This is a genomic window from Flavobacterium qiangtangense (assembly GCF_042658345.1).
Lineage (GTDB): Bacteria > Bacteroidota > Bacteroidia > Flavobacteriales > Flavobacteriaceae > Flavobacterium > Flavobacterium qiangtangense.
Genome location: NZ_JBHSQB010000004.1, coordinates 483068 through 497455, shown reverse-complemented (window position 1 = coordinate 497455; position 14388 = coordinate 483068). Strand labels below are relative to the sequence as shown.

At 35.0% G+C, this 14388-nt stretch carries 14 protein-coding genes; 8 read left to right on the top strand and 6 right to left on the bottom strand.

From position 1 onward, the window contains the following. Positions 1 to 6: 6 nt before the first annotated feature. The 6 genes from ACFPVY_RS05380 to acs all read left to right on the top strand — a co-directional run bounded on the left by ACFPVY_RS05380 (position 7) and on the right by acs (position 7824). A complete protein-coding gene (locus ACFPVY_RS05380) occupies positions 7 to 231 on the top strand; it encodes a DUF6814 family protein (RefSeq protein ID WP_379790897.1) in 225 nt (74 codons plus the stop codon). A 201-nt stretch (positions 232 to 432) separates the two neighbouring features. Then, positions 433 to 627: a hypothetical protein gene (locus tag ACFPVY_RS05375; protein ID WP_379790895.1), complete on the top strand. Its 195-nt coding sequence runs from the start codon at positions 433 to 435 to the stop codon at positions 625 to 627. After that, on the top strand, positions 620 to 3325 hold the full coding sequence (locus ACFPVY_RS05370) for an ATP-binding protein (RefSeq protein WP_379790893.1): 2706 nt from the start codon (positions 620 to 622) through the stop codon (positions 3323 to 3325). The genes ACFPVY_RS05375 and ACFPVY_RS05370 overlap by 8 nt, the downstream gene beginning before the upstream one ends. A 60-nt stretch (positions 3326 to 3385) precedes the next feature. Continuing rightward, positions 3386 to 3748 (top strand): response regulator transcription factor, encoded by a 363-nt coding sequence (locus ACFPVY_RS05365; protein ID WP_379790891.1) that lies wholly within the window; start codon positions 3386 to 3388, stop codon positions 3746 to 3748. 156 nt (positions 3749 to 3904) lie between these two features. Then, positions 3905 to 5803, top strand: a complete 1899-nt coding sequence (locus ACFPVY_RS05360; RefSeq protein ID WP_379790889.1) for an AMP-binding protein — start codon at positions 3905 to 3907, stop codon at positions 5801 to 5803. 113 nt (positions 5804 to 5916) lie between these two features. After that, positions 5917 to 7824: an acetate--CoA ligase gene (gene acs, locus ACFPVY_RS05355; protein ID WP_379790887.1), complete on the top strand. Its 1908-nt coding sequence runs from the start codon at positions 5917 to 5919 to the stop codon at positions 7822 to 7824. A gap of 62 nt (positions 7825 to 7886) precedes the next feature. Here acs and ACFPVY_RS05350 read toward each other — a convergent pair whose 3' ends face one another. Continuing rightward, complete coding sequence (locus ACFPVY_RS05350) at positions 7887 to 8879, bottom strand: SIMPL domain-containing protein (protein WP_379790885.1); 993 nt, start codon at positions 8877 to 8879, stop codon at positions 7887 to 7889. 161 nt (positions 8880 to 9040) lie between these two features. Between ACFPVY_RS05350 and ACFPVY_RS05345 the strand changes: the two genes are divergently transcribed. Together ACFPVY_RS05345 and ACFPVY_RS05340 are read left to right on the top strand one after the other, a co-directional pair. After that, entirely contained in the window at positions 9041 to 9946 is a 906-nt protein-coding gene (locus ACFPVY_RS05345) for a preprotein translocase subunit SecD family protein (RefSeq protein WP_379790883.1), read from the top strand. Then, entirely contained in the window at positions 9943 to 10470 is a 528-nt protein-coding gene (locus ACFPVY_RS05340; protein WP_379790881.1) for a hypothetical protein, read from the top strand. Before ACFPVY_RS05345 ends, ACFPVY_RS05340 begins: the two co-directional genes overlap by 4 nt. Positions 10471 to 10568: 98 nt before the next feature. Here ACFPVY_RS05340 and ACFPVY_RS05335 read toward each other — a convergent pair whose 3' ends face one another. The 5 genes from ACFPVY_RS05335 to ACFPVY_RS05315 all read right to left on the bottom strand — a co-directional run bounded on the left by ACFPVY_RS05335 (position 10569) and on the right by ACFPVY_RS05315 (position 14387). Further along, positions 10569 to 10958, bottom strand: coding sequence for a hypothetical protein (locus tag ACFPVY_RS05335; protein ID WP_379790879.1), 390 nt, complete (start codon positions 10956 to 10958; stop codon positions 10569 to 10571). Continuing rightward, positions 10955 to 11368, bottom strand: coding sequence for a GreA/GreB family elongation factor (locus ACFPVY_RS05330; RefSeq protein ID WP_379790877.1), 414 nt, complete (start codon positions 11366 to 11368; stop codon positions 10955 to 10957). The genes ACFPVY_RS05335 and ACFPVY_RS05330 overlap by 4 nt, the downstream gene beginning before the upstream one ends. 18 nt (positions 11369 to 11386) lie before the next feature. Then, positions 11387 to 12667, bottom strand: coding sequence for a Glu/Leu/Phe/Val family dehydrogenase (locus ACFPVY_RS05325; RefSeq protein WP_379790875.1), 1281 nt, complete (start codon positions 12665 to 12667; stop codon positions 11387 to 11389). Positions 12668 to 12671: 4 nt separating this feature from the next. Next, on the bottom strand, positions 12672 to 12887 hold the full coding sequence (locus tag ACFPVY_RS05320) for a hypothetical protein (protein ID WP_379790873.1): 216 nt from the start codon (positions 12885 to 12887) through the stop codon (positions 12672 to 12674). Between the two features lie 168 nt (positions 12888 to 13055). After that, entirely contained in the window at positions 13056 to 14387 is a 1332-nt protein-coding gene (locus tag ACFPVY_RS05315) for a sigma-54-dependent transcriptional regulator (protein WP_379790871.1), read from the bottom strand. Position 14388 lies beyond the last annotated feature (1 nt).

The window sequence follows — 14388 nt, the reverse complement described above, 5'->3', positions numbered from 1 at the left end:
AAAGTTATGAACGCAATAAAAAGATTTCTCGGAATAGTTTGGCTGGCCTTGGCCGCAGCCGCAGCTTATTTTTGTATTTTTGAATTTGGCTACCCAAGGCTCGTTTCAGGTAAACAAGAAGATTTGGTTTTTGGAATCATTATCCTTTTCGTCTTGACACCGCTAATCGTTTTAGGATTAGGAGCTTTTGGATATTTTGCCTTGCTCGGAGAATATGACGAAAAAAAATAAATTATAGTTTTTGGATTGAGTTGTAGCTCCTGTTATTCAGGAGCTATGACTTTTTTAGTAGAATTTCAATTTTTCTAATTTTAAGAATTTTAAAAATCTGTGTAGCTATTTCTAAAAACTTTAGGGCAATTTTTTTTGAACACAGATTTTAGAAATTAGAGAAATTTTCAAAAATATTTACACATAACCTTGAACCTAATAATGAAAAAACGACACGAGCAAAAATTAATCATCGTTTCCTTATTCTTGCTTCTGGCTTTCAATATGCCGTTGATGCTATTATTTGACAGTGCTTCATCAGTTGCCGGAATCCCGATTATTTATGTCTATTTTTTCTCGCTTTGGTTATTTTCAATTTTAATTTCACTGTTGGTTATCAAAAGATATTATGAGTAGCGTTGTTTTATTAATAATTCTGTCATTTTATTTGGCAATGCTGTTCGGAATTGCGCATTGGGCCGAAAAACGCGGTAACTCAAAATGGACAAACAATCCTTATGCTTACACGCTTTCTTTGGCGGTTTATTGCAGTGCTTGGACGTATTATGGAAGCATTGGTGTCGCCGCAGATTCAGGATTAAATTACCTTCCAATTTACATCGGGCCAATTATAATTATTCCGGCTTGGATGATAATTCTGCGTAAAATCATTAGAATTTCCAAAGTCAACAAGATTTCAAGCATCGCCGATTTCATCTCGCTTCGATACGGAAACAGCCGTTTTCTTGGCGCTTTAGTTTCCTTAATCTGCATTTTTGGAATTCTGCCTTACATCGCATTGCAATTAAAAGCCATTGCAGAAACGTTTCATGTTGTTACAAAAACCACTGGAAACTCTAATATTTTCAGTGATACAACGACTTACGTAGCAATTGCGCTAGCACTTTTTGCTTCGTATTATGGAACTCGCTATGTCGATGCTTCCGAAAAAAGAAAAGGAATCGTGACCGCCGTTGCAATGGAATCTATTCTAAAATTATTTTTCTTTTTGCTATTGGGAATTTACGTAACCTTCTTTGTTTTCGATGGTTTCGACGATATTTATGCCAAAGCAAGTGTGCTCGAAAACTTCAAAGAAAAGAATATAATCGGAGGAATTCCACAAGCAATCAACTGGTTTTTTCTATGCGTTTTGTCGCTTTTTGCCATATTTTTACTTCCAAGACAATTCCAAATGTCAGTTGTGGAAAACAATCGCGAAAACCATATAAAAACCGCAGTTTGGTTGTTTCCATTGTATCTTTTGCTCTTTAATATTTTCGTATATCCTGTAGCTTGGGGTGGCAATATTCTTTTTGACGGTCAAGCCGTAAATTCAGATACATATTCGCTGTTGATTCCGCAGTTTTTCGACAATAAAATCATGACGGTTTTGGTTTTCCTTGGAGGATTTTCTGCCGCAATTTCAATGATCGTAGTTTCTTCGATCGGATTATCTACAATGCTGAGTAACAACGTTTTGATTCCGTATGGTTTTCTCGGAAGATTGCAAAGCGAAGTACAAGAAACCAACAACAAAAAAATTGTAAACATCAGAAAAGTCGGGATATTTTCGCTGATTATTTTGGCGTATTTCATCTACCGAGTTTTCGTTCTGGAATACAATTTATTTTCCATCGGAATGGTTTCCTTCGTAATAATTGCACAATTGGCTCCTTCTTTTTTCGGAGCAATTTTATGGAGAAGAGCTTCCAGAAATGGCGCCGTTGCTGGAATTATCGTTGGATTTTTAATTTGTACTTACACTTTATTGATTCCGTATGCGATCGGATTTACAAGCCTAGAAAAAACATTCATCAACCACGGATTATTCGGAATTGAACTTTTAAAACCATTTGAATTATTCGGATTGGATTATTTGAATCCGGTTCCACACGCTTTATTTTGGAGTATATTATTTAATTTATTCGCTTATATGGCAGTTTCCGTAAGTTTTAAAGGAAATTATCGCGAAAGAAATTACGCCGAAATGTTTATCGATATTGACAAATATATCACGATGCACGAAAACGCATTTATCTGGAAAGGAACGGCTTACACCAGTGATATTCAAAAAGTATTGAATCGTTTTTTAGGCGAAGAACGCACAAAGAGAGCGCTTAATATTTTCAGTCTAAAATATAACGTAGATAAAAATCAGGAATTGGCGGATGCGCGTTTGATCAAATTCGCCGAAAATCTTTTGACAGGACATATCGGAACTGCTTCTGCCAAGATTTTGATTTCCAGCGTTGTAAAAGAAGAAAAAATTACACTTCCAGAAGTTTTAAAAATCTTGGAAGAATCCCAGGAAAATATAATCATAAATAAAAAGCTGACTGAAACTTCAACAGAATTAAAAGCGATTACGGCGCAATTAAAGAAAGCCAATGAAGATTTAATTTCAAAAGACAAGCAAAAAGATGAATTTTTGGACACCATTTCACACGAATTAAGAACGCCGATTACGGCAATTCGTGCAGCGACAGAAATTCTCCACGATGACGATGACATTCCGCAGGAAATGAAAAAGCAATTTTTATCGAATATTATTTCTGAGTCAGATCGTTTGAACCGTTTGATTACTAAAATATTAGATTTGGAAAAATTTGATTCTGGAAAACAGAAGATTTATGTAACCAAAAATAATATTTACCACACAATTTCTGAAACGATAAAACAGTTACAACAGTTGATCGAAAATAAGAATATCAACGTAGATTTGATTTCCGAGAAAAATATTGTGAAGGCGTATTATGACGAAGATAGAATCACGCAAGTTCTAAATAATCTGCTTTCAAATGCCATAAAATTTTGCCCAAATCAAGATGGAAATATTGCAATTTCTATTAAAGAATCAGAAATAACAATCGAGGTTTCAGTCGAAGATAACGGAAAAGGAATAGATGAAAATGACTTTGAAGCAATTTTTGATAAGTTCTATCAATCCTCAAACCAAAACATCAAGAAACCTGTAGGAAGTGGTTTAGGATTAGCAATTTGCAAAAAAATAATTGAGCATCACAGAGGGGAAATTTGGGCAGAAAACGCCAAGAATTCTGGCGGAAGAATCACATTTACAATTCCAAAATACAAGAGAGAAACAACGACATAAGCCAAATAATTTAGGTTATAGGATCTAAAAATCTTAAAATCTGCGGTAAAAAAATAAAAAATGAAAAAGATATTAATTGTCGATGACGAGCCGAATATTGTAATGTCATTGGAATACACTTTCAAGAAAAATAACTTCGAAGTTTTCATCGCCAGAGATGGTCAGGAAGCATTGGATATATTGAAAAGTTCACTTCCGAATATCATTATTTTAGACGTAATGATGCCAAATGTTGACGGTTACAATACATTGGAACAAATAAAGAAAGACGAACGATTAAAAGATACAAAAGTCATTTTCCTATCAGCAAAAAACAAGGAAAAAGACATCGAAAAAGGCCTTTCCCTTGGGGCAGATTTGTATATGACTAAACCTTTTTCTGTTAAGAAATTGGTGGAACAAGTGAATGAACTGACAAAATAATTGACCGCAGATTCGCAGATTTTTATTAAAAAAAATTTGGCTACAGATTAAAATGATTTTTACAGATTTTTTACCAACATTGATAAAACATCCTTTTTAATTCTTTAAATCTGTGGCAAAAAAATCTGCGAATCTGCGGTAAAAAAAACTGAATTTATGAGCAAATACAATGAATTCTACGAAAAAAGCATAATCAATCCAGAAACATTTTGGCAAGAACAATCCAATGAAATTGAGTGGTTTACAAAACCTTCAATCATTCTTTCAAAAGATAAAAATGGTTATCCGCTTTGGTTTAAAGATGGTCAAATAAATATGTGTTATGTGACTTTAGACAAACACATTCAAGACGGTTTTGGAGATCAAATCGCCTTTATTTATGATTCTCCGGTTACGCAAACCATCAAAAAATATACATACGACGAGGTCAAAACTGAAGTCGCAAAATTGGCTGGCGGTTTGCTCGCTTTAGGTTTTAAAAAAGGCGATACGGCAATAATTTATATGCCAATGATTCCGCAAACGGCTTTTGCAATGTTGGCTTGCGCTAGAATCGGCGTCATTCATTCTGTGGTTTTCGGAGGTTTTGCACCGCACGAATTGGCCATCAGAATTGATGATTGCAAGCCAAGAGGAATTCTCACGGCTTCATCAGGAATTGAAATCGACCGATTAATTGCCTACAAACCTTTGGTTGATGAAGCGATTGAAATAGCCAATCACAAACCCAAAAAAGTCATCGTTTTCAACCGAAAATTAGGCGCAAAAGTTCCGTTTAAAAAATATGATGTTGATTATGAAGCGTTAGTTTACGGCTCTGAAGAAACACCTTGTGTTCCATTGGAATCCAATCATCCGTTGTATATTTTGTACACTTCTGGAACTACGGGAAAACCAAAAGGAATTGTTCGCGACACGGGCGGTTACGCGACAGCGCTGAAATTTTCGATGAAATATATTTACGACGTGAATCCTGAAGAAGTGTTTTGGGCGGCGTCAGATATGGGTTGGGCTGTTGGTCATAGTTACATTTTATACGGACCGATGATCAACCGAAATACAACCGTTATTTTTGAAGGAAAACCGATTAAAACTCCAGATTCTAGTACGTTTTGGAGAATAATTTCAGAACATAAAATTGGAACAATGTTTACGGCTCCAACCGCAATTCGGGCGATTAAAAAGGAAGATCCCGACGGTTTGTTCATTAAAAATTACGATTTATCACATTTGAAAAATCAGTTCGTAGCTGGAGAACGATGCGATGCGGCAACGATTGAATGGTACCAAAAACACATTCCGATTTCAGTAATTGATCATTGGTGGCAGACAGAGTCGGGTTGGCCGATGGTGGCAAATTCTTTAGGTTTGGGAGAATTTGAAATGAAATTAGGCTCTGCCACAAAACCAGTCTGCGGTTATGATTTGAGGATTTTTGGTGAAAATGGAAAAGAATTAGGAACAAATGAAGAAGGTTTGGTTGTCATAAAATTACCTTTGCCACCCGGAAATATGCTTGGTCTTTGGGAAAATGAAAAACGTTTTAAAGATAGTTATTTTAGCAGATTTGATGGCTATTATCTTTCGGGAGATGGCGGATTTATTGACGAAGATGGATATGTTTTCATCACCGGAAGAGTCGATGATTTGATTAATGTTGCCGGCCATCGCTTGTCAACCGCTGAAATGGAAGAAGTTGTGGCTTCACATCATTCGGTTGCAGAATGTGCGGTTATTGGAATCAGCGATGATTTGAAAGGACAGATTCCGGTGGCTTTGGTTGTTGTAAAAGCTGGAGAATCGATTGAAAATTTTCAATTGGAATATGAAGTCGTACAATTAATAAGGAAGAAAATAGGAGCGGTGGCTTCCTTGCGAAATGTGATTGTGGTTCAAAGGCTTCCGAAAACGCGCTCTGGAAAAATCCTTAGGAAATTATTGCGAAGCATTGCCGATGGCGAGAACTTTCAAATTCCGTCCACAATTGATGACGAAGCAATTATCGAGGAAATCAAAAATGACTTCAAAAAATCAAAAATTGGAAAAGCTATCTGATTAAAAATGAATACGATAATTTTATGTATATTTATTTTGCATAAATACATTTAAATCTAAAATAAACTTCTTTATATTTACAATTCCCTTGGAAAATAAAAAACTAAAAGATTATGAGCTACTATCAAGTCAAAAATCTGGAGCAATACTTCAAACACTACAATAAATCGATAAGAGAACCTAGAAAATTCTGGGACAAAATAGCAGAAGAAAATTTCACTTGGTACCAAAAATGGGACAAAGTTGTTGAATTTGATATGCAAGAAGCCGATGTAAAATGGTTTTTAAATGCCAAAGTAAACATCACTAAGAACTGCATTGACAGACACTTAGCGAAAAGAGGCAATAAAACGGCCATCATTTTTGAACCGAATGATCCAAAAGAAGAAGCGCAACATATTACTTATAATGAGTTGTACGACCGCGTTGCAAAAATGGCAAACGTACTTCGTGATCAAGGCATAAAAAAAGGAGATAGAGTTTGTATTTACCTTCCGATGATTCCAGAATTGGCGGTTTCGGTGTTGGCTTGCGCTAGAATTGGAGCGATACATTCTGTGGTTTTTGCTGGTTTTTCTGCTTCGGCAGTGACAGCGAGAATCAATGATTCTGAGTGTAAAATGGTGATTACTGCTGACGGAGGTTTCCGCGGAAGCAAATCTATTGACTTAAAAGGAATTGTTGACGAAGCTTTAGAAAAAACGCCTTCTGTAGAAAAAGTTTTGGTCGTAAAAAGAACAAATGCCGAAATTAAAATGAAAGAAGGTCGCGACATTTGGTTGCAACCGCTTTTAGATGAAGCTGTTCCAAATAACGTGGCCGAAATCATGGACGCTGAAGATCCTTTGTTTATTCTATATACTTCAGGTTCAACAGGAAAGCCAAAAGGAATGTTGCATACGACGGCTGGTTATATGGTATTTGCAGCTTATACTTTCAAGAATATTTTTAATTACGAAGAAGACGATGTATATTGGTGTACAGCTGATATCGGCTGGATTACTGGTCATTCTTACATTTTATACGGACCATTATTGAACGGAGCGACAACTGTAATTTTCGAAGGAATTCCGTCTTATCCAGATTTTGGACGTTTCTGGGAAGTAATTGATAAACATAAAGTTACGCAATTCTATACGGCGCCAACAGCCATCCGTTCTTTAGCTAAAGAAAATACAGAATGGGTGGAAAAACACGATTTATCTACGTTGAAAGTAATCGGTTCGGTGGGTGAACCAATTAATGAGGAAGCTTGGCACTGGTACAATAATCACGTCGGTAAGAAAAGATGCCCAGTTGTGGATACTTGGTGGCAGACAGAAACGGGCGGAATCATGATTTCTCCACTGCCTTTTGTGACGCCAACAAAACCAACGTACGCGACTTTTCCATTGCCAGGAGTTCAAGCCGTTTTGATGGACGAACGACGTAATGAAATTGAAGAAAATCAAGTAGTTGGAAGTCTTTGTATCAAATTTCCTTGGCCTGGAATGGCAAGAACAATTTGGGGTGACCACCAAAGATTTAAAGAAACGTATTTCACGGCTTTCCCAGGAAAATATTTTACCGGCGATGGTGCTTTAAGAGACGAAGTTGGCTATTACAGAATTACCGGACGTGTTGATGACGTGGTGATTGTTTCCGGCCATAACCTTGGAACTGCGCCAATTGAGGATGCAATTAACGAACATCCTGCGGTTGCAGAATCAGCGATTGTAGGTTTTCCACACGATATTAAAGGTAACGCTTTGTATGGATTTATCATCTTGAAAGAATCTGGTGAAAGCCGTGACAGAGCGAATTTGGCCAATGAAATCAACCAACACGTTTCAAGTCACATCGGGCCGATTGCGAAGTTGGATAAAATCCAATTTGTTTCTGGGTTACCAAAAACACGTTCTGGAAAAATTATGCGTAGAATTTTAAGAAAAATTGCTGAAGGTGATTTCTCTAACTTCGGCGATACTTCAACGCTTTTAAATCCTGAAATCGTGGAAGAAATTAAAGAAGGAAAATTATAGTTTTTAATTTCTATAAATGCAAAACAGCTTTGTCTTAATTGGCAAAGCTGTTTTTTTATGTTTTATTTCAAATTTAAAACTCTTAAATCTCCATTTGGCGTGATGAAATGATAAACTTTTTCTTCTTCTTTCTTCGGAGTTTCCTTTGGAATTTTGGTTTTATAAGAAATCGAGAGTTCCATAATGAATTGCATATTTACCTCGGGACTGTCGGGATTTAGGACTTTGTCAAAAAAATCGGGAGTCATTCCATCGTAATAGTAAGTTGTATTTTTTCGCTCCTCTTGTCTGACCAAATGTTTTCTTCCGTTATATTGATTGGATTCATATTCAATATTCGCTGACTCAAAAGCGGTGTAATTTTTATATTGTTTTCCGGGTTGAATGCTGTAAAAATTTACAGCAACTTGTGGAACTTCTTCATATTCTTTCTTTCCAAATTTTTGATGCAATTTTATTTTCGATTCCAAAATAACATTGGCTTCGGCAAACATTTCTTCGTAAATTTTCTCGGTATTTGCCTTGATATAATCAACTTTCACAATATTATGAATCTCAAATTCCGACGCTTCTTCAATAATTTTATCGTATAATTTTGTGTTTTTCAGTTTAACAATAATATTCTTTTTGATTTCAAAACCTTTGTCGATTTGGGTCAAATTAACTTGATTTGTGGTGGAACTCGACTTATAATCGTATATTTTTGTCTGTGAAATAAAATCTACAAACATTTCTTCTTCTTTGATTCCGAGTTTTTTCAAGGAGTTTTTAAAACCCTCCAAACGACTGTTAATTTTAGAATTACATTCTTTCACAGAAAGCGATTCCTGATTTAAGCCTAAAGTAATTATGTAAGAATCAGGTCGGACATTATTCAAAACATTGATTTTATAACTCGCTCCGTCTGGTCCAAAATTGATTTTATTTTGATTTTGGTAATTTGAATTCTCTCGATAATTATTTGAATTTTGAGTTTGGTAAACTTGATTCGCGCCGTGTTGTGCCGAAATTGTTCCGAAGAAAAGTAAGCAGGCGATTGCAATTTTTAGTTTCATAATATACTATTTTAAAGTTTGTTTGGCAAGATTACGGCAAAGCCAAAAAATTGCTTTGGTAAAACCGCTTTCCTTTGGCTGTAACGTTTTTACAAAGTTTTACAGTGGTTTTACAGTAGATTTTTATATCTTTCAAACTACTTTTGCTTCAACAAAACCGAATGACTGAACTGGAAATTTTCGAACAATTAAAACAAAATGTGCTTTTGAAATACCAAGAGCATTATCCTTATTTTCAAGGAAATTGGAAGAATTTTAGTTCGCAAGATATCCAGAATCTGATTGTTTTAGTTGAAGAAAAAACGAAGCAGAACGTCAGCGAAAAGTGGATTTACACACATTTAAAACCTGAAATAAATTCAAAATTGCCAAGAAAAGACATGCTTGATATTTTGAGCCAATTTTCTGGATTTTCGGGCTGGGATGAATTTCAGTTTAAAAATAGGGAAGTGGTTTCTGAAGAAAAAGTACTTCTTCCGAAGAAAAAAAATAAGTCACTTTTTATAGTAATCGGAATTTTAATTGCTTCGATAATTGCAATATTTCTAATTTATTCCAATAAAAAACCCACGCAAAAATTTCAGTTAAAAAATGAATTTACACAAGAAACCATTCAGGCGAAAGACGTAAAAGCGTATAAAATTGAAAACAATGAGATGATTCAAATTCCGATAAAAAATGCGGAAGTGGAAGTAGAGTCGAGAGATGAAAATACTAAAATAGTTGTGGAAAGTCCGTATTATAAAAAGCGAGAAATAAAAGTCAATGCTAATTCTGATAACTCTGAAATCTTATTAAAACCAGATGATTTTGCAATGATGTTGAAAGCGTTTATGAAATCAGACATCAAAGATTGGGAAACGAGAAAAGTGCAGTTGGACAAAATTTTATCGGAAGATTTGGAAGTAATCGTAATGTTAAAAGACAATCTTGGAGCCGAATATTTCGACAAAAAAGATTTTTCTCAGAAGCTGATTGTTCCCACAGAATCGGTAAAAAAGATGCAGATTTTAGAAATAAAAAATGATAAAAAAGGTAAAATCGAATTTATAAGAATCAAGCAATGATGAAGTATTTTGTAATTATATTATTCTTTTTTTGCAATTGTGCTTTGGCGCAGAGTTCTGATGATTTGGTAAGTAGAAATAGCATCAAAGCTAATTTCTCTGCTAAAGCAATCGAAGCTTACGAAGAAAACTCGTTTGCGAAAGTGAATGATTTTTATCAATTTTTAGAAATTTATTCGGACAAAAAATCTTCCGAAGCTTTAAAAAATCAGGTGAGAGAGAATTTGAAATCTTTGATGGTAGAAAATGTTTTGGTTGCTGATTTATTTACTTCGGAGAAAATTACGTTAGAAAAACTTTTGGAGCAAATAAATGCAAAAGGATTCAAATTCGACGTAAAAAATATTCAAAAACGAGCAACTTCAACTAATTTCTGGACAAATTCATATGTTTTAGAAATTAAAAACGGAACTGAAATCCATCACAGAAATCTCGTGCAAAGAGTTTACTTTTATCCCGAAGAAAAATCCTTTGGAACAAAAAAGAAAGAAGTTTGGAGTATTTTCTTGGGAGAAATAGAATAAAAAAAATAAAAACACCGACTTGCGCCGGTGTTTTAAAAAAGCAGTTGTCTCAAACGAATTTACTTAATAATCATGTATACTCTCAACTACTTTAACAATTAAAAACTATTATTAATCAATGCAAATACATTCTTTTTAAAGTTTCTGTATTCAGAAAAATGCGCTTCAATCTTCTCTTGAAATTCATTGTGCGAATTCAAGAAAAAGGTTTCACACTGAAGATCTTCGCATTCTTTTAAAACTTCTAATTTTCGATCATACGAAATTAATTCCTCGGCAAATCTTGAATTTTCTGTCTTAAATTCTTCAACTTTTTCGACAATATTTGAATACATTTTGCTGTTTTTTGAAGTCAATAAATTGATGAACAAAATTAGCTCTTCCTTTATACTGGCGACTTCATCGTTCCATCGATCCACATCTCGATTGATGAAAAACTTCTGTAAATCATCTTGATCTTGATGTATTTTTATCACTTCTTTCTTCATAAATTATTCTTTTGCAAAGCACTCGGTTGTTCCACATCCAAAATTTTTATAGCGTGAATTCCCGTTGGAAACTGCCACATAATTTCGTCAGAAAGGGCATAACCGAACAAGGCAAGTCCCATTGGCGCAAGGATTGACAATTTATTTTGAGCAATATCACTTTTCTCTGGAGTTACAATTTGGTATCGTTTCGATTCTCCAAAAGGCGTTTGAATCGTCACAATTGAATTAAACCGAACAATTTCTGCGGGCATCGATTGATCATTTACTATTGTAGCCGACTTTAATTCGGTTGTTAATTTTTCGATCGAACCTTTGTACGTCTTGTCTTTGTTATGTTCAGCGTTCGAGATAATTTGCTTTAGCAACTCATATTCCCGCTTTTCAATTATTATTTCTTCGTATTTCATAATTCATTTCTTCAAGATTTAAGGGAAAATTCCGCGTTGAACGTAAGCAGTTTCAATTCGAGAGATGGCCAAAATGTAAGCGGCAGTTCTCCAATCGACTTGCTTTTCGTTGATAACATTTTGCATCTTCTTATAATTCTCAGTCATCTTTTTCTCGATTTTTTCCATCACTTCGTCTAACGGCCATAATTCGCCATTTCGGTTTTGCAACCATTCGAAATAACTTCCAATAACGCCTCCCGAATTACACAAAATATCAGGAATAATGGTCACTCCGCGTTCTAATAAAATTCTTTCACCTTCATTATCTGTTGGCCCGTTTGCACCTTCACCAATTACTTTTGCTTTAATTTCGTAAGCATTTGCAGCAGTTATTTGGTTGCCCAAAGCCGCAGGAATTATAAAATCACAATCCAGTCCGAAGAAGTCCTTTGGCTCCATTTCTGTCGCTCCAGTAAAACCTTGGATTGACCCTTTTCTTGGCTTCGAATGCTCGTATAAATCATTTACAGAAATACCTTTTTCATTGATAATCGTGGCGTGCGCGTCTTGAACTGCAATTAAAAGCGCTCCGTCATTTGACAAGAAATGAGAAACCCAGTAACCTACATTTCCAAAACCTTGAACGATAAATTTCTTTCCAGACAATGTTTCATTTTTACTTTCAAACAACAATCTCAAAGTAAGATAAACTCCAAAACCAGTAGCACGATCACGACCTTCCAATCCGCCTGAACCTACAGGTTTTCCAGTGACTACGTGTTTGTTATTAGATCGAGTTGCAGGGGATTTTGTTGACATAAATGTGTCTGCAATCCAAGCCATTGTTTGCTCATTTGTGTTCACATCTGGCGCAGGAATATCTAATTCTGGTCCGATATTATCGCCTAAAGCGTAAGTAAATCTTCTAGTAATTCGCTCTAATTCTGAAATAGAATAATTTCTTGGATCAATTTGAATTCCACCTTTTGCGCCACCATAAGGCAATCCAGCAAGCGAAGTTTTCCAAGTCATCCACATCGCCAACGCCTTTGCATCGTCAATATCCATCGTGGCGTGAAAACGTAATCCGCCTTTGTATGGCCCAAGTGCATTGTTGTGTTGCACACGGTATCCGGTGAAAACTTCCACATTTCCATTGTCCATTTTTACAGGAAAATGCACCAAAAGTTCATTATTTGTTATTGATAAAATCTTCCTAATATTAGGATTCAGATTCATAATGTCAGCCGTTTTATTGAACTGTTCCATTACATTTTCATACATGCTTTTTTTCGCAGGCTCTTTTGTAGCTATCATAATTTTATTGATAATGTTCACAGGAAACTTTTTTATCTTCTTGCCAAATACAATAATTGTTTCGATCACAATTGATGCACAAACCAATCACAACTTGCGTTCGCAACGTTTCTAAAGTGCACGATTTGATGCCATTAAAAACATTTTTGGAACAAGTGATAATTGGAAGTACGATATTTGGAGAATTTCCAAAAGAAGATTCCTGTTGATTTTTTGACATGATAATTTTGATTCAATTTTAATGTTGAACTGCAATTGGCAAAGTGCATGCCATTAAAATATTAAATCAAATTAGTCTTTGATAATCAATGTGTTGTATTTTTAAATAGAAAACTATAATAAAATAAGGAAGGGAAAAAAGTATCAATCGGGTAAAAATTACCCGATTTTAAAGTAGTCTTTGGCGCAATGTTTTTCTGTCAATTTGAAGAATTTCGGCAGCTCTAGTTTTATTGTCACCAACGGCGTGTAACACCTTTAAAATATGATCTTTTTCAATATCTTTAAGTGATTTTAAGTCCTGGTTTTCGGTCGGATGTTGATATTTCAAATAATCTGGAATATTAGAAACATCAATTTCTGAATCACTCATAATTATCAATCTCTGAATAATATTTTCTAATTCACGAACATTTCCGGGCCACGAATGTCTGGTTAGAATTTCAATCGCTTTTTCTGAAATTTTGATGTTTGGTTTTCCATATTCTAAACCATATTTTTTCAAAAACGTTACTATCAAAGGAGCGATATCATTTTTTCGCTCGCGCAAAGGTTTTGTTTCAATGCCAACGACGTTCAATCGATAATACAAATCTTCTCTGAACATACCTTTTTTAGTCATTTCATACAAATCAGCATTCGTGGCAGAAATAATTCTGACGTCAATTTTCTGTGCTTTTTGAGAACCGATTTTAGTCACTTCTTTTTCCTGCAAAACTCTCAAAAGTCGTGTTTGCACGGATAATGGAGCGGTTCCAATTTCGTCCAAGAAAATGGTGCCACCGTCTGACGCTTGGAACAAACCGATTTTGCTTTCGTTGGCTCCTGTAAAAGCGCCTTTTTCATAACCAAAAAGTTCTGATTCCATTAAATTTTCTGGAATTCCGCCACAATTTACAGTCACAAAAGGATTAGATGCAAACGAACCTTTGAAGTGAATCGCTCTGGCAATCAGTTCTTTTCCTGTTCCGCTTTCGCCTTGAATCAAAACCGTTGCCTTATTATTTTTGACTCTTTCAATAACGTCAATCAGATTTTCAAAATGCTCTGAATCGCCCACAATCCCTGCATAATTATTTATTTTTTTATCAGAATTGGAAACAGATGAATTAGATTTTTTCTTGGAATTCACTTTTCCATTAAACGAATTTTGAATTGCTTTTTTCAATTCTTCGCTCGTAAACGGTTTTACCAAATAATCCAAAGCGCCAGATTTTACAGCATTTACCGCAGTATCGACCGAAGGAAAACCGGTAATTACCAATTTTGGAATTTCCGGAAAATGTTCTTCAGCAAACTTGATGAGCTCAATTCCGTTTAAACCAGGCATTTGCAAGTCGGTTATCAACAAATCAATAGACGCAACTTTCAGAATATCAATAGCTTCCAAAACGGAAGAAGCTTTGTACGTATGAAAATTTTGTGCTTTCAAATTGCGTTGTAACAATTCGAGCATATCATAATTATCATCCACAATCAATATGTTTTCTTTCTTCAGCATT